This window comes from Rhodanobacter soli (assembly GCF_039523495.1).
In the GTDB taxonomy this organism is placed as follows: domain Bacteria; phylum Pseudomonadota; class Gammaproteobacteria; order Xanthomonadales; family Rhodanobacteraceae; genus Rhodanobacter; species Rhodanobacter soli.
Map to the genome: position 1 here is coordinate 2,412,774 of NZ_BAAAFK010000001.1, position 26,910 is coordinate 2,439,683.

General features: G+C 67.5%; 21 protein-coding genes, 1 tRNA gene and 1 riboswitch. Of the genes, 9 read left to right on the forward strand and 13 right to left on the reverse strand.

Annotation, left to right across the window (positions count from 1 at the left end; translation table 11 throughout):
- Nucleotides 1-60: 60 nt before the first annotated feature.
- From ppk1 to ABD024_RS11030, 5 genes are all read left to right on the forward strand, one after another.
- Nucleotides 61-2,163 carry a polyphosphate kinase 1 gene (gene ppk1, locus ABD024_RS11010; protein ID WP_343852531.1) on the forward strand — a complete coding sequence of 701 codons (2,103 nt, stop codon included), beginning with the start codon at nt 61-63 and terminating at the stop codon, nt 2,161-2,163.
- Between the two features lie 85 nt (nt 2,164-2,248).
- Nucleotides 2,249-3,766 (forward strand): Ppx/GppA phosphatase family protein, encoded by a 1,518-nt coding sequence (locus ABD024_RS11015; RefSeq protein ID WP_343852533.1) that lies wholly within the window; start codon nt 2,249-2,251, stop codon nt 3,764-3,766.
- A gap of 69 nt (nt 3,767-3,835) precedes the next feature.
- Nucleotides 3,836-4,555 (forward strand): peptidylprolyl isomerase, encoded by a 720-nt coding sequence (locus tag ABD024_RS11020; RefSeq protein WP_343852535.1) that lies wholly within the window; start codon nt 3,836-3,838, stop codon nt 4,553-4,555.
- Nucleotides 4,556-4,562: 7 nt separating this feature from the next.
- Nucleotides 4,563-5,291 (forward strand): UDP-2,3-diacylglucosamine diphosphatase, encoded by a 729-nt coding sequence (locus tag ABD024_RS11025; RefSeq protein WP_343852537.1) that lies wholly within the window; start codon nt 4,563-4,565, stop codon nt 5,289-5,291.
- 37 nt (nt 5,292-5,328) lie between these two features.
- On the forward strand, nt 5,329-6,162 hold the full coding sequence (locus ABD024_RS11030) for a class I SAM-dependent methyltransferase (RefSeq protein WP_343852539.1): 834 nt from the start codon (nt 5,329-5,331) through the stop codon (nt 6,160-6,162).
- A 433-nt stretch (nt 6,163-6,595) separates the two neighbouring features.
- On the opposite strand, the gene ABD024_RS11035 is transcribed toward ABD024_RS11030, so the two are convergent.
- The 6 genes from ABD024_RS11035 to ABD024_RS11060 all read right to left on the reverse strand — a co-directional run bounded on the left by ABD024_RS11035 (nt 6,596) and on the right by ABD024_RS11060 (nt 12,220).
- Nucleotides 6,596-6,688, reverse strand: a tRNA-Ser gene (locus ABD024_RS11035).
- A 77-nt stretch (nt 6,689-6,765) separates the two neighbouring features.
- Nucleotides 6,766-6,972, reverse strand: a complete 207-nt coding sequence (csrA, locus tag ABD024_RS11040; RefSeq protein WP_343852541.1) for a carbon storage regulator CsrA — start codon at nt 6,970-6,972, stop codon at nt 6,766-6,768.
- Between the two features lie 269 nt (nt 6,973-7,241).
- Complete coding sequence (gene alaS, locus ABD024_RS11045) at nt 7,242-9,869, reverse strand: alanine--tRNA ligase (RefSeq protein ID WP_343852543.1); 2,628 nt, start codon at nt 9,867-9,869, stop codon at nt 7,242-7,244.
- Nucleotides 9,870-9,953: 84 nt separating this feature from the next.
- Nucleotides 9,954-10,490 carry a regulatory protein RecX gene (locus ABD024_RS11050; protein ID WP_425543142.1) on the reverse strand — a complete coding sequence of 179 codons (537 nt, stop codon included), beginning with the start codon at nt 10,488-10,490 and terminating at the stop codon, nt 9,954-9,956.
- A gap of 32 nt (nt 10,491-10,522) precedes the next feature.
- Complete coding sequence (recA, locus tag ABD024_RS11055) at nt 10,523-11,560, reverse strand: recombinase RecA (RefSeq protein WP_343852548.1); 1,038 nt, start codon at nt 11,558-11,560, stop codon at nt 10,523-10,525.
- Nucleotides 11,561-11,710: 150 nt separating this feature from the next.
- Complete coding sequence (locus tag ABD024_RS11060) at nt 11,711-12,220, reverse strand: CinA family protein (protein WP_343852550.1); 510 nt, start codon at nt 12,218-12,220, stop codon at nt 11,711-11,713.
- Nucleotides 12,221-12,310: 90 nt separating this feature from the next.
- On the opposite strand from ABD024_RS11060, the gene mutS reads away from it, so the two are divergent.
- Entirely contained in the window at nt 12,311-14,887 is a 2,577-nt protein-coding gene (mutS, locus tag ABD024_RS11065) for a DNA mismatch repair protein MutS (RefSeq protein WP_343852552.1), read from the forward strand.
- A gap of 89 nt (nt 14,888-14,976) precedes the next feature.
- Here mutS and ABD024_RS11070 read toward each other — a convergent pair whose 3' ends face one another.
- The 4 genes from ABD024_RS11070 to ABD024_RS11085 all read right to left on the reverse strand — a co-directional run bounded on the left by ABD024_RS11070 (nt 14,977) and on the right by ABD024_RS11085 (nt 17,725).
- Nucleotides 14,977-15,633 carry a response regulator gene (locus ABD024_RS11070; protein WP_343852554.1) on the reverse strand — a complete coding sequence of 219 codons (657 nt, stop codon included), beginning with the start codon at nt 15,631-15,633 and terminating at the stop codon, nt 14,977-14,979.
- A 98-nt stretch (nt 15,634-15,731) separates the two neighbouring features.
- A complete protein-coding gene (locus ABD024_RS11075) occupies nt 15,732-16,130 on the reverse strand; it encodes an RNA-binding S4 domain-containing protein (protein WP_343852556.1) in 399 nt (132 codons plus the stop codon).
- A 35-nt stretch (nt 16,131-16,165) separates the two neighbouring features.
- Entirely contained in the window at nt 16,166-16,756 is a 591-nt protein-coding gene (locus ABD024_RS11080; RefSeq protein WP_343852558.1) for a response regulator, read from the reverse strand.
- Between the two features lie 75 nt (nt 16,757-16,831).
- Entirely contained in the window at nt 16,832-17,725 is an 894-nt protein-coding gene (locus ABD024_RS11085) for an AEC family transporter (RefSeq protein WP_343854647.1), read from the reverse strand.
- A gap of 143 nt (nt 17,726-17,868) precedes the next feature.
- Here ABD024_RS11085 and ABD024_RS11090 point away from each other — a divergent pair, with 143 nt between their 5' ends.
- The 3 genes from ABD024_RS11090 to pnuC all read left to right on the forward strand — a co-directional run bounded on the left by ABD024_RS11090 (nt 17,869) and on the right by pnuC (nt 21,958).
- Nucleotides 17,869-19,002, forward strand: a complete 1,134-nt coding sequence (locus ABD024_RS11090) for a phosphotransferase enzyme family protein (RefSeq protein ID WP_343852560.1) — start codon at nt 17,869-17,871, stop codon at nt 19,000-19,002.
- Between the two features lie 32 nt (nt 19,003-19,034).
- Nucleotides 19,035-19,130: riboswitch (TPP riboswitch) on the forward strand.
- 55 nt (nt 19,131-19,185) lie between these two features.
- A complete protein-coding gene (locus ABD024_RS11095; RefSeq protein WP_343852562.1) occupies nt 19,186-21,369 on the forward strand; it encodes a TonB-dependent siderophore receptor in 2,184 nt (727 codons plus the stop codon).
- A 1-nt stretch (nt 21,370) separates the two neighbouring features.
- Nucleotides 21,371-21,958 carry a nicotinamide riboside transporter PnuC gene (gene pnuC, locus ABD024_RS11100; RefSeq protein WP_343852564.1) on the forward strand — a complete coding sequence of 196 codons (588 nt, stop codon included), beginning with the start codon at nt 21,371-21,373 and terminating at the stop codon, nt 21,956-21,958.
- Nucleotides 21,959-22,022: 64 nt separating this feature from the next.
- Here pnuC and ABD024_RS11105 read toward each other — a convergent pair whose 3' ends face one another.
- From ABD024_RS11105 to ABD024_RS11115, 3 genes are all read right to left on the reverse strand, one after another.
- A complete protein-coding gene (locus ABD024_RS11105) occupies nt 22,023-23,714 on the reverse strand; it encodes a hypothetical protein (protein WP_343852566.1) in 1,692 nt (563 codons plus the stop codon).
- A 462-nt stretch (nt 23,715-24,176) separates the two neighbouring features.
- Complete coding sequence (locus ABD024_RS11110; RefSeq protein WP_343852568.1) at nt 24,177-24,575, reverse strand: hypothetical protein; 399 nt, start codon at nt 24,573-24,575, stop codon at nt 24,177-24,179.
- A gap of 80 nt (nt 24,576-24,655) precedes the next feature.
- The gene (locus ABD024_RS11115; protein ID WP_343852570.1) at nt 24,656-26,869 is read right to left on the reverse strand and encodes a TIR domain-containing protein; all 2,214 of its coding nucleotides are present in this window, start codon (nt 26,867-26,869) and stop codon (nt 24,656-24,658) included.
- Between the last annotated feature and the right edge of the window lie 41 nt (nt 26,870-26,910).

The following is a 26,910-nucleotide window of genomic DNA, read 5'->3' on the forward strand; positions in this document are numbered from 1 at the left end:
AGGCTCTGAAGCCGCGGCGACGCGGCATGCAATGGCCCAAGCCATGCGCCAGAATGCGGCATGGCCCAGCCCTTCCCCACATCGTCCGCAACGCCCGACGCCAGCGACCTAACCACTCCCGGCCTGTACCTCAGCCGCGAACTGGCCGCGCTGGAGTTCAACTTCCGCGTGCTGGCGATGGCCCGCGACACCGCCGTGCCGCTACTGGAGCGGCTGCGCTACCTGAGCATCGTGGCGAACAATCTCGACGAGTTCTTCGAGGTGCGCGTGGCGATGCTCAAGCATCACCATGCCTACGGCTCGGCCGCGCCGGGGCCCGATGGCGTGCCTTCCGGCGAGTTGCTGGCGCGCATCCGCAGCCGCGTGCTGGATCTGGTCGCCGAGGTCTATGCCGCCTGGCAGGAGCAGATCGGCCCGCAGCTCGACGCCGAGCAGATCCACATCCTCACCCGCAAGCGCTGGAACCCGCGCCAGCATCGCTGGCTGCGCGGCTACTTCGAGCACGAGGTACTGCCGGTGCTGTCGCCGCTGGGACTGGACCCGGCGCACCCGTTCCCGCGCATCCTCAACAAGACGCTGAACATCGCGGTGGTGCTGCGCGGCCGCGACGCGTTCGGCCACGAGGGCCACATGGCGCTGGTGCGGGCGCCGCGTTCGCTGCCGCGGATCATCCGCGTGCCGGCCGAGGTCAGCGGCCCCGGCGAGCACTTCGTGTTCCTCGCCGAACTGCTGCAGGCCTTCGTCGACCTGATGTTCCCCGGCCTCAAGGTGGTCGGCTCGTACCAGTTCCGGGTTACCCGCAACAGCGAGCTGATCGTCGAGGAGGCCGAGGTGGAGAACCTCGCCCTCGCGCTCAGCGAGGAACTGCTCGGGCGCGGCTATGCGCGCCCCGTGCGGCTGGAGATTGCCAACGATTGTCCGAAAGCGATCACCGCGATGCTGACCGAGAACTTCCAGTTGGACGACGCCGACGTGTACCGCTGCGACGGCCCGGTCAACATCATCCGCGCGGGCCTGATCTACGACTGGCTGGACCGGCCGGAACTGAAGTTCCCGCGCTTCAACCCGCAACTGCCGCCAGCGCTGGAGAGTGGGCGCAACAAGTTCGACCTGATCGGCCAGCGCGACGTGCTGCTGCACCACCCGTACCAGAGCTTCGCCGCGGTGATCGACCTGCTGCGCCAGGCCACCGCCGACCCGCAGGTGCTGGCGATCAAGCAGACCCTGTACCGCGCCGGCGAGGACACGCCGCTGGTCGACCTGCTGGTGGAGGCCGCGCGCAACGGCAAGGACGTCACCGTGGTGATCGAGCTGCGCGCGCGCTTCGACGAGGAGGCCAACATCCGCCTGGCCACGCGCCTGCAGGAGGCCGGCGTGCAGGTGGTCTACGGCGTGGTCGGCTACAAGACGCATGCCAAGATGATGCTGATCGTGCGGCGCGAAGGCGACGCGCTGCGCCGTTACGTGCACCTGTCCACCGGCAACTACCACCAGGCCAACAGCCGGATGTACACCGACATCGGCCTGATGACGGCGAACCCCGAGATCGGCGAGGACCTGCACAAGGTCTTCCAGCAGCTGTCCGGCCTGGGTCCGATCATCGAACTGAAGCGGTTGCTGCATTCGCCGTTCACGCTGTATCCCAGCGTGCTGGCGAAGATCGAGCGCGAGACCGCACACGCGCGGGCCGGCCGCCCCGCGCGCATCGTCGCCAAGCTCAACGCGCTGAACGAGGCGCGCGTGATCGAGGCGCTGTACCGCGCCTCGCAGGCCGGCGTGGAAATCGACCTGATCGTGCGCGGCGCGTGCACCCTGCGCCCCGGCCTGCCCGGCATTTCCGAGCGCATCCGCGTGCGCTCGATCGTGGGGCGCTTCCTCGAACACAGCCGGGTGTACTGGTTCGCCAACGACGGCGATCCCGAAATCTACTGCGCCAGCGCCGACTGGATGGAGCGCAACCTGATGCGGCGGATCGAGGTGGCGTTCCCGATCCTCGACCCCGAACTGGCCGCGCGCGTGTTCGAGGAAACCCTGGCCAACGGTCTGGCCGACAACACCCAGGCCTGGCTGCTCGGCAGCGACGGCCGCTACGTGCGCGCCGAGCCCGGTGACAACCCGCCGTACAGCGCGCAGTCGGGCCTGCTCGAACGCTACTGCCAATGAACCGGGCGATCCGCATGAGCCGCCGTTTTCCCCCTTTCGCGCATGCATGCGAGAATCCGCGCTTTGCCGTCGCGGGAGCCCGGGCGTGAGTCCAGCCGAACAGATACCGATCCGCGACGGCGAACTGATCGCCGCCGTGGACATGGGCTCGAACAGCTTCCACCTGGTGGTGGCGCGCATGGAACACGGCGAGCCGCGCGTGATCGACCGCCTGCGCGACACCGTGCGCCTGGCCGCCGGCCTGCGCGCCGACGGCACCCTGGATGCGGAACGGCGCGCCCGCGCGATGGCCTGCCTGGCCCGCTTCGGCCAGCGCATCGCCGGCCTGCCGTCGATGCGGGTGCGCGCGGTGGCCACCAACACGGTACGCCGGCTGGCCTCGCCGCAGACTTTCCTGACCACTGCCGAGGCCGCGCTCGGCCACCCGATCGAGGTGGTCTCCGGGCGCGAGGAAGGCCGCCTGATCTTCCTCGGCGCAGCGCACGACCTGCCCGCCTCGCGCGAACCACGGCTGGTGATCGACGTCGGTGGCGGCAGCACCGAGTTCGTCATCGGCCGCGGGTTGGCGCCGCTGCACACCGAGAGCGTGCAGGCCGGCTGCATCGCCTCGACGTTGCGCTTCTTCCCCGGCGGCAAGCTCACCCGCAAACGCTGGCAACGCGCACGCAGCGAGATCGGCGTGTTGCTGCAGCAATTCGCCGAGGACTTCCGCGAGTCGGGCTGGCAGGATGCCTATGGTTCCTCCGGCACCGCCAAGTCGATCGGCGCGGTGGTGCAGGCAATGAAATTCTCCGACGACGGCATCACCCCGGCTTCGCTCGCCGCGCTGCGCGACGTGCTGATCGAGCACGGCCAGATCGGCACACTGAAGCTGCCCGGCCTGGTCGAGGACCGCGCACCGGTGATCGCCGGCGGCGTGGTGATCTTCGAGGCGGCCTTCGCCGCGCTCGGCATCGAGCGGCTGCGCGTGTGCGAAAGCTCGATGCGCGAAGGCCTGCTGTGGGATCTGCTCGGCCGCGCCGGGGGCAGCGATCCGCGCACCGCCAGCATCGACGCGCTGGCCACCCGCTACGGCGTGGATCGCGCCCAGGCGCGCCGGGTCGAGTCGACCGCACTGATGCTGTTCGACCAGGTCGCGCGCGCCTGGAAACTGGATGCCGATGCCCGCGAGTGGCTGTCGTGGGCCTCGCGCGTGCACGAGATTGGCCTGGCCATCGCGCACAGCCAGCATCACCACCACGGCGCCTACATCCTGCGCCACGCCGACCTGGCCGGCTTCTCGCGGCAGGAGCAGCAGTTGCTGGCGGCCGTGATCGAGATGCATCGGCGCAAGCCGGACAAGACGGTGGTCGCCACCCTGCCGCAGCGCTATCGCCAGCTGGCCCGCTACACCACCGCACTGCTGCGCCTGGCGGTGCTGTTCCGCCGCGCGCGCCGCGCCGAGTCGTTGCCGCAAATGCGCCTGGCCGCCAGCAGCAAATCGCTGCGGCTGACCCTGCCGCTGGCCTGGTTCGAGCAGCACCCGCTCAGCGAGGCCGATCTGCAGCAGGAGCAGGCACCGATGACCGAGTTGGGCATCAAACTGGATATCTCCAGCAGCTGAGCACGCCGACAAACCAGGTTCCGCCGCGGCCGCGTATCATGTCCGGACGCCCAGACAGTCTTGATGCCCATGTTGAAATCCCTGCTCGCCACGCTGCTCCTGATCCTGCCGCCGACGTTGGCGGCACAGACCGCCAAACCGGCGCCAACTGCCGCCGCCACGCCACAGCCGCAGGTCGTGCTGCGCACCTCGCAGGGCGACATTACGCTGGAGCTGTACCCGGACAAGGCGCCGAAGAGCGTGGCCAATTTCCTGCAGTACGTGCGTGACGGTTTCTACGGCGGCACCCTGCTGCACCGTGCCATCCCCGGCTACCTGGTGCAGGGCGGCCTGTACACCCGCGACCTGCAGCCCAAGCGCACGCGATCGGCCGTCGCCAGCGAGGCGGACAACGGCCTGTCCAACTTGCGCGGCACCGTCGCCGTCGCCCGTGGCGCCGATCCGAATTCCGGCACCGCGCAATTCTTCTTCAACCTGGTCGACAACCGCCGGCTGGATTTCGTCGGCAACCAGAGCGGACTGACCTGGGGCTATACCGTGTTCGGCAAGGTGACCAAGGGCATGGACGTGGTCGACAAGATCGCCGCGCTGCCCACCCACGCACTCGGCCCGTTCGCCGGTGACGTGCCGAACCCGCTGGTGCTGATCGAAAGCGCGCACGTGATCGGCGAGGAAGCCCCGGCCCCCGCCGCCAGTGCGGAAGCACCGGCCAAGGCCGCGTCGGCGGCCACCAAACCCGCCGCCGCCAAACCGGGCAGGAAAGCCGCCAAACCGGCCAGCAAGGGCTGACCTCGCGATGGCCACCCTGTTCATCGCCGACCTGCACCTGGACCCCAGCCGCCCGCAGATCACCGATCTGTTCGAACGCTACCTGGCCGGCGATGAAGTCCGTCATGCCGCCGCGCTGTACATCCTTGGCGACCTGGTCGAGGCGTGGATCGGCGATGACGATGACGCCGAGCTGCCCGCACGCATCGCCGCCGCCACCCGTGCCGTGCGCGGCGCCGGCGTGCCGGTGTACTTCATGGTCGGCAACCGCGACTTCCTGCTCGGCCAGGCGTTCGCCGAACGCGCCGGCCTGACCCTGCTCGACGACGGCACCGTGCACGACATCCACGGCCACCGCACCCTGCTGATGCACGGCGACGTGCTGTGCACCGACGACGTCGCCTATCAGGCCGTGCGCAAACAGGTGCGCACGCCCGAGTGGCAGGCGCAGATTCTGGCGATGCCGCTGCAGGCGCGCCGCGCATTCGCCGCCAAGGCACGCGAGGACAGCAAGGCGCATACCGGCAGCACGATGGAAAGCATCATGGACGTCAATGCCGACGCCGTGGCCGAAGCCATGCGCAAGGCAGCTGTGACCCGACTGATCCACGGGCATACGCACCGCCCGGCGGTGCACGATTTCCAGCTCGACGGCGCACCGGTGCAGCGGATCGTGCTGGGCGACTGGTACGAGCAGGGGTCGGTGCTGCGGGTGAATGCGGACGGGGTCGAACTGCGCGGGCTGGCAGTGAAATGAAGCATCGCGTGCAGGACAACCGGGGCATGGTGACTGAATGAGTGCATCGCCAGGCCTCCTCGGCGACACGGCGGCTCGCGACTACTCGCACAAGCTGCGGCTGTTCAATGCCTTCGCGGAACCCGAACTTCGCCGGGTCATCGCCGGCCTGGAGCTGCAACCCGGGGCACGTGTCCTCGACGCGGGATGCGGCACCGGCGAGGTGTTGCGCTGGCTCGCCGATGAGGTGGGGCCCGATGGTGCCATCGTCGGCATCGATCTGGCGACGGCACACGCGGCCGCTGCCCACGCGAGCGCCCCGTCGACGGCGCTGGTACTGCAGGCGGATCTGCTGAAGACGCCGCTTCGCAACGAGAGCCTCGATCTGATCTGGTGCATGAACACGATCAACCACCTGCACGATCCGGTCGCCGGAACACGGCTGCTGGCCTCCCTGCTGCGTCCCTCAGGCCGTATCGCGCTGTGCCAAAGCTCGCTGCTGCCCGACATGTACTTTGCCTGGGACGCGCGGCTCGAACGCCTGGTCAACGAGGCGGTACGCCAGTACTACCGCGACCGTTACGGCGTCAGCGAGCGGGATCTGACAGCGGTCCGGGCCATGGTCGGCGTGCTGCGCCAGGCGCAGTTGCGCAACGTTGGCGCGCAAACGTTCGTGATCGAACGCGTCTCCCCTCTTGGAGCGGCGGACGAGGCCTATCTGACCGAGGCCATTTTCCGCAACACCTGGGGAGCGCGGTTGCAGCCGTACCTGTCCAGCGACGACTACGACGAGCTCACGCGCCTTTGCGATCCGCAGCACCCGCAGTTCGCGCTGCGCCGAGCGGATTTCCATTTTCTGCAGACTTTTACGGTGGTGGTTGGGGAGCGGTGAGAAATATCCAAGGACACACGGCAGCGCATGGATTCAAGACGTCTGCTTCTTCGATGGGTAGCACGGCTGCACGGGGTCTGCGTGGGATTGTGAACCCCATCCATGGGGTTCACCCCTGCGCGCTGCGCGCTCCGGGGCCGACCTTCGGTCGTCCAAATTCGTTCCAGACGAATTTGTCGAACCGGTGGGTTCGTCCACCACCTCTCTCCGCCAGATACGCAAAACGCCGCTTCGATGAGGTGCGCGGTGGTGTGGAGTCTGCGCGGGATTGTTCGGCCCATCCATGGGCCTCACCCCTCCGCGCTGCGCGCTACGGGGCCAGCCTGCGGCTGTCCAAAATTGTTCCTGACAATTTTGTCGAACCGTAAGGGTTCGTCCACCACCTCTCTCTGCCAGATACGCAAAACGCCCCTTGCGGGGCGCTTTGCGTATCTGGCGGAGAGAGAGGGATTCGAACCCTCGATAAGGTTTTTGACCCTATACTCCCTTAGCAGGGGAGCCCCTTCGGCCACTCGGGCATCTCTCCGGGGTTTTCTTCGCATTGCTGCGGAGCCGGCAAGGATACCGACCGACGCGGACGAGGTAAAGCCTTAATTCACGCGATCAATGCTCGGCGGAGTCGTCGGGCGTTGCGCTACCGGTATCGTGCTCGCCCTTGATCCGCTGATAGATCTCTTCGCGATGGACGGCCACGGTTTTCGGTGCATTGATGCCGATCCGCACCTGATTGCCTTTCACGCCAAGAACGGTAACGGTCACCTCGTCGCCGATCATCAGGGTTTCACCGACCCTGCGGGTCAGAATCAACATGATTGCTACTCCATAAATGCTGTTGGTCACAGGCCTGTGGATTGACGGTGCCTCACCCCTGAGCGTCCGTCCGTTCACAGTTCGACGATTGATCCGCCGAAGGCCCTACCGCCTTCCCGGCTCACAGCCAAAACACTCCTGAGCGTCCTGACTGGCGACACCACCGTTACCGATGGCGCCGACACTTGGTCGATAGTAACTGAGCCGGATTCTCCTGTGCAATGCGCCCGAATCGTGACAAATGGCGCGTTCAGGTTACTTCGCGCAGCCTACCGGGTCGACACCCAATCAGGCAGTGTGGCCAGGATCGCGGGCAGGTTCGGAACATCGGTTCCGCCGCCTTGGGCCATGTCCGAACGGCCACCACCCTTGCCATCGATTTGCGTGGCGACGTGCGCCACCACATCGCCCGCCTTGATCCGCCCCAGCGCCTTGCCGTGCACGCCGGCGATCAGCGAGACACGGCCGTCGACCGCACCGGCCAGCAGGATCACGCAGTCGCCCAGCTGCTGCTTAAGTTGATCCACACTGTCGCGCAACGACTTCGCGTCGAGCCCTTCCAACCGCGCGGAGACCACCTTGATGCCATGGACGTCCGTGGCGGAACCGGCCAGGTCGGCAGTTGCGGAACCGGCCGCCTTGCTGCGCAGCGATTCCAGTTCGCGCTCGAGCTTCTTCTGGCGGTCGAACAGCTGCCGCAGCTTTTCCACCGCCTCGTCGCCGTTGCTGGAAAGCAGTTGCGAGAATTCGGCCAGGCGACGCTCCTCGTCGGCTACCCAGGCCAGCGCGCCGGCACCGGTGACCGCCTCGATGCGGCGCACGCCGGAAGCCACGCCGGCTTCGCTGACGATCTTGAACAAGCCGATGTCGCCGGTGCGCCCCACATGGGTGCCACCGCACAACTCGGTGGAGAAGTCGCCCATCTTCAGCACGCGCACTTCGTCGCCGTATTTCTCGCCGAACAGCGCCATCGCGCCGAACTCGATCGCCTGGTCGTAGCCCATGTTGTGCACTTCGGCGGCCGCGTTGCGGCGCACCTCGGTATTCACCAGTGCCTCGACCCGGGCGACCTCGTCATGGCTCATCGGCTTGAAGTGTGAAAAGTCGAAACGCAGCCGCTCCGGCGCCACCAGCGAACCCTTCTGCGTGACATGGGTGCCCAGCACCTTGCGCAGCGCCGCGTGCAGCAGGTGGGTGGCCGAATGGTTGAGCACGATCGCCTGACGCCGCGCGGCGTCTACCAGTGCGTCGACCGCGTTGCCGGCGCGCAACGGCTGCGTGCCGTGCCAGCGGCCGGCATGGCCGAAGAACACGCCGCCCATTTTCAGCGTGTCGCCGACCTCGAAGCGGCCGGCGGTGTTGGACAGCGCGCCGGTGTCGCCGACCTGACCGCCGGACTCGGCGTAGAACGGCGTGCGGTCGAGGATCAGCAGACCCTCCTCGCCTTCGCCCAGCTGATCGACCTGCCGGCCGCCGCGTACGATGCCGAGCACCTTGCTGCCTTCACTCTGCAGCGCCTCGTAGCCGAGGAAAACCGTGGGCTTGAGCTGGCTGGCCAGCTCGGCCGGCATCTGCCCCTTGGCCTCGAACTTGCCGGCGGCGCGGGCACGCTCGCGCTGTTCGTTCATCGCCTGCTCGAAACCGGCCATGTCCACCTCGAGGCCGCGCTCGCGCGCGATGTCGGCGGTGAGGTCGACCGGAAAACCGTAGGTGTCGTAGAGGCGGAACGCATCGACGCCGGGAATGGTTTTCCCCGACTTCGCCGCTACCTCATCGAACAGCCGCATGCCGTGCTCCAGCGTCTCGCCGAAACGATGCTCCTCGGTGCGCAACGCGTCCTCGACAAATGCCTGCTTCGCTGCCAGCTCCGGATACGCCTCGCCCATTTCCTCGACCAGCGGCTGCACCATCTTCCAGAAGAAGTCGCCGCGCACGCCGAGCATCCAGCCGTGCCGCAGCGCGCGGCGGATGATCCGGCGCAGCACGTAGCCGCGCCCCTCGTTGGACGGCAGCACGCCGTCGACGATCAGGAACGAGCAGGCGCGGATGTGGTCGGCGATCACGCGCAGCGACTTGTTCGCCAGGTCCTTCGTACCGGTCAGTTCGCCGGCCACGCGGATCAGGTGCGCGAACAGGTCGATCTCGTAGTTCGAATGCTTGTGCTGCAGCACCGCGGCGAGGCGCTCCAGGCCCATGCCGGTATCCACGCACGGCGCCGGCAGTGGACTCAGCGTGCCGTCGGGCGCGCGGTCGAACTGCATGAACACCAGGTTCCAAATCTCGATGTAGCGATCACCGTCCTCGTCCGGCGAACCGGGTGGGCCGCCGGCGACCGCCGCGCCGTGATCGTAGAAGATCTCGGTGCACGGGCCGCACGGGCCGGTGTCGGCCATCTGCCAGAAATTATCGGACGCATACGGCGCGCCCTTGTTGTCGCCGATGCGCACGATGTGCTCGGCCGGCACGCCGATCTGCTTGTTCCAGATGTCGAACGCTTCGTCGTCGGTGTGGTAGACGGTGACCCACAGCTTGTCCGCCGGCAGCTTGAACACGCCGGTGAGCAATTCCCACGCATAGACGATCGCGTCGTGCTTGAAGTAATCGCCGAACGACCAGTTGCCCAGCATCTCGAAGAAGGTGTGGTGGCGCGCGGTGTAGCCCACCGCATCCAGATCGTTGTGCTTGCCGCCGGCGCGCAGGCAGCGCTGCACGTCGGCCGCGCGTACGTAGGACAGCTTCTCGCTGCCCAGGAACACGTTCTTGAACTGCACCATGCCCGAGTTGGTGAACAGCAGGGTCGGGTCGCTGGCCGGCACCAGCGAGCTGGACGGCACGATGGTGTGCCCCTTGGAGCGGAAGTAGTCGAGGAAGGCGGAGCGGATTTCGGAGGTTTTCATGCGGATCAAAGGTGGCAGGCGATAAAGGCCACGCCGCGGCCAGGCCGCCCGACCCGTCAATCCATCATCTGCGGATGATGGATTTCAGGAAATATCGTCGGCTTCGTCCACATCGGCGTGGGTAACACTTCGTACTGTGGCGGCGGCAAAGCCGCGGCGCAAGAGGAATTGCGCCCGCCGGGTGCGTTCGGCGGGGTCCGCCGTGCCCGCGCCACCGTAGCGGCGACGCAACTGGGCGGCGGCCGAAGCAGCCCAATCGACGTCGGCCTCGTCCAGCAGCTCGCGGATGCGCGCATCGGCCAGGCCATGGCTTTTCAGCTCCACGCGCAGGCGCAGCGGGCCGTAGCCCTGGGCGATCCGGCTGCGTAGCAGCACCTCGGCGAAGCGGTCGTCGTCCTGGTAATGCTGCTCACCCAGCCGATCCAGCGCGGCGGCGGCTTCGTCGCCCTCGTAACCGCCCTGGCGCAGTTTGGTTTTCAGTTCCTTGCGCGAGTGCTCGCGGCGCGCCAGCAGGCCCAGCGCCTTGTCGTACGCGCTGCGCTTCGGCCTGGCCGGGTCGTCCTTGCCGGGCGGGCGCTTCATGACCACGCAAACAGACATGGCCCGGGCGAGCCGGGCCATGTCTTCCGCCAGAGACGATCAACGCTCACAAATCAGACTTCCTCGAGCGCCTCTTCCGGCGCGGCCGCGGCGGGCTTGCCGACCGGCACCAGCAACCGCTCGCGCAGCTGCTTGTCGATCTCGTTGGCGATCGCCGGGTTGTCGCGCAGGAACTGGCGCACGTTCTCCTTGCCCTGGCCGATGCGGTCGCCGTTGTAGCTGTACCAGGCGCCGGATTTGTCGATCAGGTTCTGCGCCACGCCCAATTCGATGATCTCGCCTTCGCGCGAGGTGCCTTCGCCGTACAGGATCTCGAACTCGCACTGACGGAACGGCGGCGCCACCTTGTTCTTGACCACCTTGACGCGGGTTTCCGAACCGATGATCTCGTCGCCCTTCTTCACCGCGCCGATGCGGCGGATGTCCAGCCGCACCGAGGCGTAGAACTTCAGCGCGTTGCCGCCGGTGGTGGTCTCGGGGCTGCCGAACATCACGCCGATCTTCATGCGGATCTGGTTGATGAAGATCACCAGGGTGCCGGACTTCTTGATGTTGGCGGTGAGCTTGCGCAGCGCCTGGCTCATCAGGCGGGCGTGCAGGCCGACGTGCGAATCGCCCATCTCGCCCTCGATTTCCGCCTTCGGCGTCAGCGCGGCGACCGAGTCGACCACGACCATGTCCACCGCGCCGGAGCGCACCAGCATGTCGGCGATTTCCAGCGCCTGCTCGCCGGTATCCGGCTGCGACACCAGCAGGTCGTCGACCTTGACGCCGAGCTTTTCCGCGTAGGTCGGATCGAGCGCATGCTCGGCGTCGATGAAGGCGGCGGTGCCGCCGGCACGCTGGCAACTGGCGATCGCCTGCAACGTCATGGTGGTCTTGCCGGACGATTCCGGCCCGTAGATCTCGACCACGCGGCCGCGCGGCAGGCCGCCGACGCCGAGCGCGATATCCAGGCCCAGCGAGCCAGTGGAAACCGTCTCGATGGCTTCGTTGACGCGGTCGCCCATGCGCATGATCGCGCCCTTGCCGAACTGCTTTTCGATCTGGCCGAGGGCGGAGGTGAGCGCCTTGCGCTTGTTGTCATCCATCGTCTGTATTCCGGTTGGGCTGTGAATGGGAGGCATGATGCCCGGATCGAATCTCACCGGCTGCGATCAAGCTGGCGCGATCGCGGATGATCGGCGCTGACACGGCCAGTATCCCACACCGGTCAAGCCGGTCTGGCGGCAGACTGCGCGTCATTCCGTCAGCGTTCTACGCAAACCGATGAGCGCCGCCGCCACGGTCTGCCGGCGCACCGCCTCGCGATCGCCCAAAAAATGGAACAACTGCGCATGGCCGTAGCCGCCACGGCGCTTCCAGCCGATCCAGACCGTGCCGACCGGTTTGTCCGGGGTGCCGCCGGACGGCCCGGCGATGCCGGTCACCGCCACCGCCACGCCGGCGCCAAAGCGTGCCAGCGCGCCGGACACCATCTCCAGCACGGTTTCCTCGCTGACCGCGCCGGTGTGCTCCAGCGTGCGCGGGTTGACCCCGAGCAGTGCCTCTTTCGCCTCGTAGCTGTAGGTCACCACGCCGGCATCGAACCAGGCCGAGCTGCCCGGCAGGTCGGTCAGCGTCTTGGCGATCCAGCCGCCGCTGCAGGACTCGGCCGTCACCAGCATCAGCCGGCAGCGTTGCACCTCGTCGGCCACCTCGCCAGCCAGTACCAGCAACTCGGCATCGGTAGGAACAGACGACAACTCCATGCGAGACTCCCGGACTTGAACGAAACTTTGCGCCACGCGCAGAGGCACCGTTCTACCTGTTCCGCGCGACCACGCCAAGACTTGCATTGCATGAACCAAGACGATCTCACCAAGCACACCCCGTTCATGCGGCAGTACCTGTCGGCCAAGGCCGAGCACCCGGACGTGCTGCTGTTCTTCCGCATGGGCGATTTCTACGAGCTGTTCTACGACGACGCGCGCAAGGCGGCGCGATTGCTCGACATCACCCTGACCCAGCGTGGGCAGTCAGGCGGCGCGCCGATCCCGATGGCCGGCGTGCCGTACCACGCGGTGGAAAACTATCTGGCGCGGCTGGTGCGGCTGGGCGAGTCGGTGGCGATCTGCGAACAGATGGGCGACCCGGCGCTGGCCAAGGGCATCGTCGAACGCAAGGTGGTGCGCATCGTCACCCCCGGCACGGTGACCGACGCGGCGCTGCTGGAGGAACGCCGCGACAACCTGCTGCTGGCGATCGCCGCCGGTGCGCATGGCGCCTATGGGCTGGCCTGGGTCGACCTCAGCAGCGGCCGCTTCCTGCTCAGCGAGGTGCCGAACGCCGAAGCGCTGGCCGCCGAACTGGCGCGACTGCAGCCGGCCGAGACCCTGGTCGGCGAGGACGTGGCATGGCCGAAACTGGTCAGTGCCCTGCCCGGCCTGCGCAAGCGGCCGCCGTGGCACTTCGACGGCGATGCCGCAAAACGCGAACTGAACCGCTTCTTCGGCACCCGCGACCTCGGCGGCTTCGGCGTGGACAAGCTGCCGCTGGCGGTCGCCGCCGCCGGCTGCCTGCTCGGCTACGTCGAGGAAACCCAGAAAAGCGCGCTGCCGCACCTCACCGGCATGGCGGTGGAAAGCGCCGGCGAGACGATCGCGCTGGACGCGGCCACCCGCCGCAACCTGGAACTGGATACCCACCCCAGCGGCCGCACCGAACACACCCTGCTCGGCGTGCTCGACGAGACGGTGACGCCGATGGGCGCGCGAGCGTTGCGCCGCTGGCTGACCCGACCGCTGCGTTCGCGTGAAGTGTTGCGCCAGCGCCACCAGGCGATCGGCACGCTGATCGACAGCCGCCGCTACGACAGCCTGCGCGAACAGCTGCGCGGCATCGGCGACCTCGAACGCATCCTCGCCCGTGTGGCGCTGCGTTCGGCGCGTCCGCGCGATCTCTCCACCCTGCGCGACGGCCTGGCCGCCGCGCCGATGTTGCGCGAACAGATCGCCACGCTGGACAGTCCGCTGCTGCATGCCCTGGTCGAACGCATCGGCGATCACGCCGACAGCGCCGCCCTGCTCGCCCGCGCCGTGATCGAACAGCCGCCAGTATTGCAGCGCGACGGCGGCGTGATCGCCGACGGCTACGACGCCGAACTCGATGAGCTGCGCCGCCTGTCCACTCACGCAGACCAGTACCTGGTCGAGCTGGAGGAACGCGAGAAGGCCGCCAGCGGCATCACCACGCTGAAGGTCGGCTACAACCGCGTGCACGGCTACTACATCGAGATCACCAAGGCGCAGTCGGACAAGGCGCCCACGCATTACACGCGCCGGCAGACGACAAAAAACGCCGAGCGCTACATCACCGAGGAACTGAAAACGTTCGAGGACAAGGTGCTGTCGGCGAAGGAGCGCTCGCTGATGCGCGAACGCGCGTTGTACGAGGCATTGCTCGACACGCTCACCGAGAAACTCGAACCGCTGAAAACCGCCGCCGCCGCGATGGCCGAGCTGGACGTGCTGACCACCCTGGCCGAGCGCGCCGAGGCACTGGACTGGAGCGCACCGCAGCTCACCGACGAACCCGGCATCGCGATCGAGCGCGGCCGCCATCCGGTGGTCGAGAAGGTTCGCGACGAGCCGTTCGAGCCGAACGACCTGAAGCTCGACGACACCCGCCGCATGCTGGTGATCACTGGCCCGAACATGGGCGGCAAGTCCACCTACATGCGCCAGAACGCGCTGATCGTGCTGCTCGCGCACATCGGCAGCTACGTGCCGGCGGCGAGCGCGGTGATCGGCCCGATCGACCGCATCTTCACCCGCATCGGCGCCGGCGACGACCTTTCGCGCGGCCAGTCCACCTTCATGGTGGAAATGAGCGAGACGGCGAACATCCTGCACAACGCCACCGCCGACAGCCTGGTGTTGATGGACGAGGTCGGCCGCGGCACCAGCACTTATGACGGGCTGTCGCTGGCCCGCGCCGCCGCCGTGCACCTGGCGCGCAACAGCCGCGCCTACACGCTGTTCGCCACCCATTATTTCGAGTTGACCGAACTGGCCAACGAGTTCGCCGCGATCGCCAACGTGCACCTGGACGCTGTGGAGTACGGCGAGCAACTGGTGTTCATGCACGCGGTGAAGGACGGCCCGGCGAACCGCAGCTTCGGCCTGCAGGTGGCGGCTCTGGCCGGCCTGCCGAAATCGGTGATCGCCGACGCGAGGCGTACCCTGGCCGAACTCGAGCGCGGCATGCACCAGCATGCCAGCACGCCCGCGCCGGCCGCCGAATCCTCACCGCAGTTGGGCCTGTTCGCTCCGGCACAGCCTTCCGCCGCCGAGCGCGCGCTGGAACAAATCGACCCGGATGCGCTGACCCCGCGCGAAGCGCTGGAAGCGCTGTACCGGCTCAAGTCGCTGGGCTGAGCACCGGGCGGGGCGAGCCACGCGCCCCAGCGGTTCCGCCAGGTGCTGGCGCACCGGCTCGACTTCGCAGAACGCCCGCGGCCCGACTGTCAGCCGATGCCGTGAACCACCTGCAAGGTGGCTTGCGGCATCGCGGCCGCGCCGGCCAGGTGCGGCGTGGCGTCCGCATCGGGCATCGCGATATCGGGAATGTCGGCCAGCTCGTCGGCCGACAATTCCTCGGCCAGTACCGGCAGCGTCTCGACGGATGCCGGTGCCGACGGCAGCCGGCCGTCCAGACGTCCGGAACGCACCAGCTGGCCGATGCGCAGGTATACCTCGTCGCGATCGAAGGGCTTCTGCATGAAGTCATCCGCACCGAAGCGCTGCACGTAGAACTGCTCGGTCGCCTGCGGGTTGCCGCTGATCATCACGATCGGGATACCCCGGGTCAGCGGGTCGTGGCGCAGCGCGCGCAACACTGCAAAGCCGTTCATGCCCGGCATCACGATGTCCAGGAAGATCAGCGCCGGCTGCTCGCTGCGCGCCAGCTCGATCGCATCCTTGCCTTCGGTGGCCTTCAGCACGGCGTAGCCGTCCTGACGCAGCATCTTGCCGAGCACGGCGCAGATGGTGGGCGAATCGTCAACCACCAGCATGCGCGCGCCCAGCGCAGCCTGTGGCTCCACCCGATGTTCGACGGCGGCGTGGTTGCCCAGCAGGCGTTTGAAGAAACCAATGCCATTCATCAGCGCGTGTCCGTCCATGCAAGCCTCCCGGCCCTGTGGGATGGCGCAGCGGCGCCAAGCCCGTGGATTTACATGGATATTCCCGCAGATCCGGCCGGTATTCTGCGATGCACTGCTCAGCGCTGATCCTTGAGCCGCCGCAATTCGCGCCGCACCTGCTTGTCCGGCCGTTTCAGCGGCCCGCTCGCGCCGACCAGCCGATGCTGTTCACGCATCGCTTCGCGCGCGATGCGGCTCGCCTCGGTCTCGCGATACAGCGTCTGCGCCACATTGGCCGGGCCGCGCCGGTCGGACAGCACCAGCAGTTCGACTTCCAGCCGCTCCTCGCCACGGCTGATCTTCAGCCGGTCGCCCACGTGCAGCGTCTTGGCCGGCTTGCAGCCCAAGTCGTTGACATCGACGCGGCCGCCGTCGATCGCCTGCCTGGCCAGGCTGCGTGTCTTGAAGAAACGCGCCGCCCACAGCCATACGTCGGCGCGGGTATCGGTCATCGGGATGGTGGGTGGCTTGTTCATCGCGGGGATTATCGCGTCCCCCGCGAGCGCGGTACTCATGCCTGCCCGGTGGGCGGCACGATCAGGTCCTGCGGGTCCGGCATCGCGATGTCGGGGATCGCCGCGTGTTCGGCGGCGGTGTGTTCGGGTTCTGTCGGCAACGATTCCTCTGCCGTGCGCTGGCGCACCACCAGCCGGCCGCGGCGCGTGAGGTGCTCGATGCGCGCGAATACCTCGCTGCGACCGAACGGCTTCTTCATGAAGTCGTCCGCGCCGAAACGCTGCACGTAGAACTGCTCCGTCGCCTGCAGATTGCCGCTGATCATCACGATCGGGATGTCCCGGGTCAGCAGGTCGTGGCGCAGGGCGCGCAATACCGCGAAGCCGCTCATGCCGGGCATCACGATGTCGAGGAAAACCAGGTCGGGACGTTCCGTGCGCGCGATCTCCAGCGCACTTTCGCCATCGGCCGCCTTCAACACCACGTGACCGTTCTGCGCCAGCATCTTGCCGAGCACGGCGCGGATGGTGGCCGAGTCGTCCACCACCAGGATGCAGGCTTCCTTCGGCTCGCCGCTGCGGGGCACTGCGCGACGCTCGCCATGTTCGCTGCCGAACAGGCGCTTGATCAGTTCGAAACCTGCCATGACACGAGCTCCCCCTGCCCATGAGATTCGGCCGCTAGTCTCGGTGTAGCGCAGGTCGGACGCAAGCTGCGCGGATCAGGCACCCAACAGCCAGTTGCCCAGGGGAATGGTGAGCAGCGACAACACGATGCCGGCGCCGAGCACGGTGTTCGCCAAGGCCGGCTCCAGCCCGTACTCGTCGGCCAGGATCGTCGCCGACACCATCGGCGCCATCGCCGCCTGCAGCACGCCGACGGTGAGCACCAGCCCGTCGACCCCGGCGGCCACGCCTATCGCCCAGCACAGCAACGGCGCCAGCAGCAGCTTCCAGCCCAGCCCCCAACCGGCCGCGCCGAGTTGCCGCTGGCCCGGATGGAACTTGAACTGCAAGCCGACCGAGAACAGCGCCAGCGGCGTCAGCGTGGCGCCGATCGGCGCGAACACGCCATTCAACAGCTCGGGCCAGCCACCGCACAGGCCAACGATGATGCCCACCACCAGTGCGATGAAAGCCGGAAACGTGACGATGCGCCGGACGATCAGGCGCGGCTGCAGCGTGCGCCCCGAATACACCGAAGCCACCACGATGCCGGCCGACGCCAGCACCGGAAACGCGCCGATCTGATCGGCCACCACCGCCAGCGCCAGGCCCGCCTTGCCGTGCAGGGCCTCGATCATCGGATAGCCCATGTACGCCGTATTGCCCAGCCCGCACACCAGGATCAACGCCCCCGTGCGCTGCCGCGACCAGCCCAGCCGCGGCCCGAGCAGGCCGAACAGCAGCCACGCACCGCCGAACGTGAGCCACATCGCCGCCACCGGAAACCACAACTGCGGATCGAACTTCACCTTCGGGATCAGTTCCAGCACCAGCGCCGGCAACGCCACATTGAGCACCCACCAGTTGATGCCCGGCACGATCCCCGCCGGCGGCTTCGCGTAGCGCGCCACCAGGGTGCCGAGGATCAGGCAGACGAACAGCAGCAACATCGCACTCATCGAAGGCGGCACCGCAGGGAAAGTTGGCCATTATAGGGATGGCGCATCGTGCGCCGATGGCGGCCGGACGCGGTGCTTCACCCTTTCGGGGATAATCCACGGCCTGCCCTGCCTGCGGACACCTTGCCATTCCGATGAACGACCCGCTCCACCTTGCCCACGGGCTGGCCGGTGACAACACGCCGCCGGACTGGCCGCCGCTGACCCTCGGCGAGGTCGAGGCGCTGCTGCGCGGCTACCCGGCACTCGGCGCGCCGATCCGCATCGACTGGCACAGCCCACGCCCGCTGTCGGCCGCCTGCCTGGTCGAGACCGAGCACGCCACCGTCTTCGTCAAGCGCCATCACCGCAGCGTGCGCTCGGCCGCCACGCTCGCCGAGGAACATCGCTTCATCGCACACCTGCGCGATCGCGGCATGCCGATCCCGGCGGTGCTGCGCGATGCGCGGGAACGGACCGCGGTGGCGATCGGCGACTGGGTCTACGAGGTGCACGAACGCGCCGCCGGCATCGACCTGTACCGCGAGGCGATCTCGTGGGAGCCGCTGCCGAACCACGCGCACGCGTTCAGCGCCGGCCGCATGTTGGCCACGCTGCACGACGCGGCCGCGGACTACCGCGCGCCCCAGCGCGACACCCACATCCTGGTCGCGCGCTGCGAGCTGATCGCTGCGCCCGATCCCGCCGCCGCGCTGCGCGCGCAACTGCCGCAGCGCCCGGGCCTGGCCGATTACCTGCGCGATCGCGACTGGCCACATGACTTCGCCGAACTGCTCGCTCCCTGGCACGCTGCCGCCCAGCCACAGTTGGCGCAGCAGGCGCGGCTGTGGACGCACGGCGACTGGCACGTCTCCAACCTGTGCTGGAGCGACGGCGGCAGCGCGCGGATCAGCGCCGTACTCGATTTCGGCCTCGCCGCCGCCAACTTCGCGCTGTTCGACTTGGCCACCGCGATCGAGCGCAACGCGATCGCCTGGCTCGCGCTCGACACCGGCCTTGATGCCGCCCACCCCGACATCGCCCGCGCGCTGATCGAGGGCTATCGCCGGCAACGTCCGCTGGATGCGGCCGACCTGGACCTGCTGGCGGACCTGCTGCCGCTGGTGCACGTGGATTTCGCGTTGTCCGAAGTCGAGTACTACCACGCCATCACGTACTCGCGCGCGAACGCCGACGTGGCCTACGACACCTTCCTGCGCGGCCACGCCGCGTGGTTCCGCACGCCGGCCGGCCAGGCCATGCTGCAGGCCATCCGCGAGCCCGGCTGACCCCGTCGCGGCGATTCGTGGTTCAATAGACGTTCTTGAAGCGGGGGTGCCCGGCGTTGCCGGGCTGAGAGAGTCCCTTGGAACCTGACCCGGTTAGTACCGGCGTAGGGAGCTTGCAGATCCGGCATGTCCTCGCGACAGCCGGATCGCCGTCGCTTCGTCCGTACCCCCTTGACGACGACGATGACGATGCCTCTCTCCCGCACTCCCCTGATCCTCGCCCTGCTCGCGGCGATGGCGCCCGTCCATGCCGGCGACACCGCCGACAAACCGCAAACCACGCGGCTGGCGCCGGTGCACGTACAGGCCGACAGCGCCAAGGGTTACCACGCCGACAACTCGCAGCTGGACACCTTCGGCAGCTTCGGCAACGCACCGCTGCAGGACACGCCCGCTGCGATCACGGTGATCACCCGCGACCAGATCGACGACCGCCAGCCGCGCACGCTGAGCGAACTGGCGCGCGCCGACGCCGCGCTGGGCGACAGCTACGCGCCGGTCGGCTACTACCAGGACATCGCGATCCGCGGTTATGCGCTGGATCCGGCCACCGGCTTCCGGTTCAACGAAATGAGCATGGCCGGCGAACAGCTGCAGCCGCTGGAAGACAAGCAGCGCGTGGAAATCCTCAAGGGCCTCGGCGGCCTCGAAGCCGGCGTGGTCGCGCCGGGCGGACTGATCAACTACGTCAGCAAACGCCCCGCCGACGTGCGCACCGCCACCGTCGGCACCGACTCGCACGGTTCGCGTTACCTCGCGATGGACGTGGGCGGCTGGCTGACGCCCGCCTTCGGCGTGCGCGTGAATGCCGCCCACGAGGACATGAACTCCGATGTGCGACACACCGATGGCCGCCGCACGTTCCTCTCGCTGGCTGCCGACTGGAAGATCAGCTCGAACGCCACGCTGCGGCTGGACACCAATTACCAGACCAGCGGACAGCGCTCGGTCTCCGGCTACCAGCTGCTCGGCGGCAGCATGATTCCGGCGCATCCCAGCCGCACCCGCATGCTCGGCTTCCAGCCGTGGCAGCAGCCGGTCGGCATCGACGCCAGCAACAGCACGCTGCGCTTCGACTACCGCGTCAACGACGCCTGGAGCGTGCAGCTCTCGGCCGGCCACAGCCACGTGGTGATCGACGACAACGTGGCGTTCGCCTACGGCTGCTTCTACTCGTCCGACTGCGCCAGCGGCGCCACGCCGGGCTGGTTCTTCGCGCCGAACGGCGACTACGACATCTACGACTACCGCAGCCCCGACGACACCCGCGTCAACGACGAGGCGCGCGCGGTGCTGAAGGGCGCGTTCGACACCGGCGCGCTCAGCCATGAGGTCAGCGTCGGCACCAGCGCGTTCCGCCGCAGCATCGACCGCCGCCCCTATGTCTACGACTACGTCGGCACCGGCAACATCGACCAGGTGGATCCACCGGTGTTCGCGCCGTCGCCGAACCAGCCGGGCGCGTCGGCACGCCGGCTGACGAGTTGGCAGCATTCGGTGTTCGCGCTGGACCGCGTGCATCTCGGACCGCAGTGGCAGGTGCTGCTCGGCGGCCGCTTCGTGCGCCTGCACGAGCGCGCCTACGACGACACCGGCGCCCCCGAACGCGACACCCGCCTCAGCAAGGCGCTGCCGCAGGCCGCCGTGCTGTGGCAGCCCACCACGCACTTGACCACCTACGTCAGCTACAGCGAAAGCCTGTCGCTGGGCAACGAAGCGCCGTACTGGACCTCGAACGGCGGCACCACGCTGGCCCCGCTGCTGGCGCGCCAGACCGAGGCCGGCGTGAAGTACGCCTGGAGCGACGCGTTGAGCCTTTCGGCCGCGCTGTACCGCCTCCGCCAGCCGTACCAGTTCGCCCGGCCGGACAGCACCGCCGAAGGCTTCACCTTCGTGCAGCAGGGCAACGAGGTGCACAGCGGCCTGGAATTCAACGCCGCCGGCCAGGTCACCGACAACCTGCGCCTCACCGCCAGCCTCAACCTGATCCGGGCGCGCGCCGAGAGCACCGGCGCCCCGACCTACGAAGGCCACCAGGTGGTCAACGTGCCGCGCCTGCGCAGTGCGTTGTATGTCGACTATCGCCTGCCGTTCGCGCCCCGGCTCGGCCTGCTCGGCGGCTGGCGCTACGCCAGTCCCAACGTGGCCACGCCGAACGGTCTGACCCGCGTGCCGGCGTACAACGTATTCGATGCCGGCCTGCGTTACGCCAGCCAGTGGAACGGCCATGCGCTGACCTGGCGGCTCAGCGTCGACAACGTGTTCAACCGTTTCTACTGGCGCGACACCGGCAGCTCCGGCGGCGACAGCTACCTGTTCCCGGGCGCGCCGCGGCTGGCCCGGCTCTCGCTGACTGTCGCGTTCTGAGATGACCTGGGTCGAACTCATCGCGGCGCTGGTCAGCGCCTGGGGCGTCTGGCTCACCACCCGCCGGCGCCCGTGGTGCTGGCCGGTGGGGCTGATCTCGGTGCTGGTCTACGCGTGGGTGTTCGTCCACGCGAAGCTCTACTCCGATGCGCTGCTGCAGTTGGCGTTCGCGGTACTGATCGGCTACGGCTGGTACCGCTGGCTGCAGCACATGGGCGAGGACGGCCTCGTCGAAGTGGCCGCGCTGCCGCGACGGCAGGCGATCGTGCACCTGGCGATCGGCAGCCTCGGCGCGCTGGCGCTGGGCGCGTTCATGCACTACCGCACCGACGCCGCCCTGCCCTGGCTGGACGCGGCACTCACCGCCTTCAGCCTGGTCGCGCAGTGGTGGCAAGCCAAGCGGCACGTCGCCGCGTGGTGGCTGTGGATCGTGGTGGACGTGATCTACGTGGGCGAATACGTCTACAAGCACCTGCTGATCACGTCGGTGCTGTATGTGGGGTTCGTGGCACTGGCAGTGATCGGCCTGCGCGCATGGCGGCGCGTGGACAAGGCACCCACGTCAGCTCTCCCCATCCCACCTCGCTGAAGCCCGCTGTAGCGCGACATCGCTCTCGGAAGCCCTCCTCTCGGCGCCCGCCAAGCCGGGGCGATCAGAGCTTGCTGTGCTCCACCTGGCGCTCGCGCTGCATCAGCGTCCATTCGGCGTGTTCGGTGAGCGCCGCGTCGCCGAGCGAAAGCAGGATCTGCCGCTGAAGCACGGGATCGTGCGTGCGGTCCAACGCCGCGCGTGCGCTGGCGAAGATGCGCTGCATGAAGCGGTACTGCCTGATCAACTCCTTGTCGGCCTTGCGGTAGGCGTAAGCCTCGCGCACGGCGGCGATGATCGACAGCACCGCCATGATCATCACCAGCGTGGTCTTGGTTTCCTGCGACAGCTTGAGCACGAATGCGGCGAGGAACACGCTGATCGCCACGCCGCCCCACAGGCTGAGCGAGCCGACCGCTTCGGTCACGTGGTGCAGGCCGGTGCGCTCGATGGTCTTGCGCTCGTAGTAATGCAGCTGCCCGGACTTCCCCGACTCCCCCACCCACTCCGCAATGACGTCCGCCAGCGCGGTCGGCGGAGACGCCGCCACACCGGTCGCCGCGTCGAGACCGGCGGCGCGCATGACGTTGCGGATCCAGCCCAACTCGATGTTCTGCCTCTGCAGGAAGTTGTCATGCGCGAACTCGTGGTCGGCGTTCGCTGAGATGCCCGCCCGCCGCCAGTACGACTGGATCCGCAGGCCCTCCGCCAGCGCGCGGTAATCCAGGTACTTGCGGTGCCAGCCGCGATACCGGGCCAGCGCCGCCACTGCACCACCGCTGGCGAACAGGCACAGGAACAGGTAGATCAGGAAGTTCTGCGCAGGCATGTGCGCATAGAACGTGAAGGCGATGCCCATCAAGGCCGCCAGCGTGTAAGTCAGGCGCATGGCCAGCAGTACCCGCCGCTGGAAGTGCATCGCCAGCCAGTCGGCGGCATGGAACAGCCGATCGATCGCCGCAGTGTCGCGCGTTCCGGCGGCCGTTTGCGCGGGCGCGGCCGCCGCGATCGCGTCGGCGTATTTGTCGCATTCGCGATTAAACTCGACCATGCGCGCGAACATCAGCCGGAAATCCGCCGGCAGACTGTCGGCGGCGGAAACCGTGTCGGCGGTACGCCACAACACCTGCAAGGGCAGCAGCCCGGCCGCCGGCGCGCCATCGGGTCCGTCGCGCGAACAGACGATGTGGTAGAGCAGGCTCTCGTCGCCACCGCCCAGCACGTGGCGCGTATCCCGGCGACGGTCGATCAGGCCCGGCATGCTGCCGCTCAGGTGGTATTTCACGATCTGCGCGGTGCCGCCGAGCCGGCCCGATTCCTTGCCGTCCCAGATCGCCAGCAGGATATGGCAGTGGCTGGCGATATATACGCCGGCTTTGGCGTATTGACGATCGCGCGCGAGGCCCGGCGTGCCGAGCTCAAGCAGCGACTGCTCCTTCGGCAGCGGCAGCTGCACGATCTCGGCCTGAGCGCACAGCGCGTCGAAACTGGCGCGCACCGTCGGGTCGGCAAAGTCGTCCACGTACAGTTCCCGCGGCAACGGCAACGGCGCGACCAGGCGCGCACCGGCGGCCAGCGCCTCGTGCGCCACCAACTGGTCGCCGCCCTCCGCCAACGCAGACAGCACCACCAGCGGCAGCGCGGGGAAATCGCGCCGGAGTTGCGCCAGGAAATCCCGCACGCGCTGCCGGATCGGCTCGACTTCGTCGGCGGGGATATTGCGATGGCTGGTGACGCCGATGACCAGTGGAGTCATGTGGCTTCCTGGCGATGAATGGTCACGATGGACGGGTCACGCACAGCTTCACAAACCCATGCTCCGGAGAAAGCCATGCGGCTGCTTTCTCACGAAACCGCACGAATTCTGCTGGATGCCTGGAGTGGTGTTGGCGCCGACGCGCCCTACCTGTTTTTTATCATCGGTTCGGTGGCTTGATTCGGAGTTGGCGTTCTTGTCAGCTCGGATTCCAGATCGGGTTCGCTGTTTGCCCCGTCATTCTCGTTTTCGACTGGTAGAGGCGCAGCCGTGGTGCTCTGATTTTCAGTATTGGTCTTTGACATGACGGTCTCCAGAGTGGTTGAAGTAAATGGGTGCTAGCCGTGTCTGCGATGCCGCGTTGAACATCAATGGTCTTCAGTACAACGAATCGGGTTTCCTTGTTATCCGCTCATGGCGCACCTCCTTGGGTTCGATGGCTGATCTGGGTGTAAGCAGGTATCAACGATTTTTGATCGTCGGATCCGTGGTCTGCTCCGTGATGGATGTCTTCTTCGACTGATAGGTCACATTGCCGATCGTGGCGCTCAGCTGATAGATCCAGTCTCCCGCCGTGCTGGCGCTGTTGTTGAGGTCGCTCATGGTTATTTCGTTGCCGTTCGGACTCAGCGTTGGGGGGCCGAAGATGCCGGCAGGTGGCGGCGTGCCGACCCAGGCGAAACCAGGTTCCGGATCACTTTGCGCATCGAACGATCCCGAGGCTGCGTTGCCGGTCAGTTGCCAGGTGATGGTTTGCGCGCTGGGGCTACGGCTGACGTGGTTCGCACCGTTACTCTGATCGATATCGAGACACGGCGGGGTCGTGCTCGTGTCGAGCGTGACATGGAGGTTGTTCGGCATGATGGATTCCTTGGTGATGAGGGTTTGATCCGATACCGCACTTGCCGGTGTTGCCTGTCCCCTGTTCGTTGCGCCCGGCCTTACTGGCGGGCGCTGGTGTCGGTTGCCGCCAGCAGTTTCTGCTGGAAGGCCGCATTGACCGGATAGTCGATCCGCTCGCGCCGCAGCATGGCCAGCAGCGCCGCATCGCGGTAGCCGCTGCTCCACAGTTGCCGGATCACAACCTGCGCCTCGGCTTTCATGCCCAGCGCCAGCAGCGCCTCGACCTGCAACGCCAGCAGACGCGGATCGTCGCCGCCGCTTTTCACCGCCTGCATGGCGTTCAAGGCGTCGTTGCGAAGTTGCCGGGTGGCCCGCGCCTCATCGGATACCGCCGCGAGCAAAAGCTGCGCCCCCGCCGTCGCCAGCAGAGTGGCGCGGTCGTCGGGCTGCCTGGCGAGCAACGGGGCGAGGATGGCCAGCGCCGCCTGCGCCTGCCTGCGCGCTGCGTCTGTCTGGCCGGACGCCTGCGATTGCGCAGCCTGCTCAAGCTGCGCCTCGGCGAACTCGCGCTGCCGGCCGACGTTCGCCGGATCCTGTTTCGTCAAGGCAAGGAAAATGGCCAGCGACTGCGCATTCAGCGCCTGAGCCGCGGGCAGATCACCGCTCAGGCGCCGCAGCCGGCCCGTTTGCGAGGCATACAGTGCCAGATCATCCTGGAAGCTGGTGTTGTTCGGATCAACCTTCGTCAATTGCGTGGCGATGTCGACAGCCTGCTGCAGGTCGCGCATGCCCGTGTCGATGTCGCCGGTCAGGGCCAGCGTGCGCCCCAGAATGGCGCGAACGGTAAGCATGTTCTCGCGCTGGTCGTTGTTCTGCGGATCGCGTGCGGAAAGCGTGGTCTCGATTGCGTCATCGGCGGTGTATTCGGCGATGGCCGTCGCAAGGTCGCCGCGCATCAGGGCCAGCTTGCCAAGATTGTTGTGTGCAACACCCAATTTCACCGCCCACTCGGTCTTGTCGGGCTTGGCCGCCACCAGCTTCTGGGACAGCGTCAGCATGCGGCGGTATGGGACGATTGCCTCGTCCAGCCGGCCGCGTGCTTCGAGCACATGACCGATATTGTTGTCGATCATTGCCAGCTCAAATTGCAACGGCAGATTGTCCGCGGCATCCGGCTTGGCCCGCTGCAGAACGGTTTGAGCTGATTCAAAACTCCGTTGCGCAGCGTCGAGCTGCCCCTGATACCAGTGGGTCATGCCAACGAAGGCCAGGACCTGCGCATACGCGAGCTGTCGCGTGGTGTCGGCGGGAGCCTTCTCGGCCAGCGTGGCCGCAAGCTTCGCGGCCGCCTGATACGACGCCATCGCCGCCGGCAGATGCCCCTGATCCAGCCGCACGCTGCCGATCTTCTCCAGCGCCTTGGCACGCTGCGCCAGCGCTGCGTCGGTGACGTCGGCGGTCGGCAGCGACTGGAAATAATTCATCGCCTGGTCGTCGACGGCTTCCAGGATGTCCAGGCGCGACACTTGCCGAAGCTTGTCGTTGAGATCGCCGAGCATGAAGCCGACCAGATCCTCGGCCTGCTTCTGCCGGCGCTCGGCGGCTTGGCTGGCGACCACGGCGGCGTGGCGGGCGATCATGGCGGTGATCGCCAGGGCGGTGGTCGCCGCCATCACGATCAGCGCCAGCGTGGCCAGCGCCGCCATGCGCCGGGCGCGTCGCTGCAATTCGCGCCGCTTCAGCGCGTCGAAGCCGAGGTCGAGCATGCCGGCGATCAGCTTCAGCTTGGCGTTGGCCTTGCCGTCCTTGCCTGCGCGCGCGTCGGCGGCGATCGGCTCGGTGCGCTCGTGGCTCAACGCACCGTCAGCGCCGAGCTGATGACGCAGCGCCGGCGCGAAACATTCCTCGGCGGCGCGGCCGGGCAGTTCGCTGGCGCCGGGTTCGCCCTCGACGATCAGGCAGAAGATGCGCTCGCTGCGGCCGAGTCGCTTGAACGCCAGCACTTCCTCGTTGACCCAGTGCGAGGTCGCCGAGGGCGGCGAGCAGATCACCAGCAGGTTGGCCGATTGCGCCAATGCCTCGTTGACCTTGCGGCCGAGGTCGGTGGCGCTGGCCAGCTCGTCGCGGTCGCGGAAGATCGGCGCGAGGCGGGCGGGGATCTCGCCGAACGCCGTCGCCTGGCCGACCAGGCGCTTCGGAACCGCGTAGGTTTCCAGCGCCCGATGCAGCCAGCCCGCCCAGGCCTTGTCCCGGTGGCTGTAGCTGATGAAGGCGCGGTACCGGAATACCGGCACCGCGGAAGCTTGCGTCATGACGCATTGGCTCCCGCACGAGGTGACGCATTCCCTTGCCG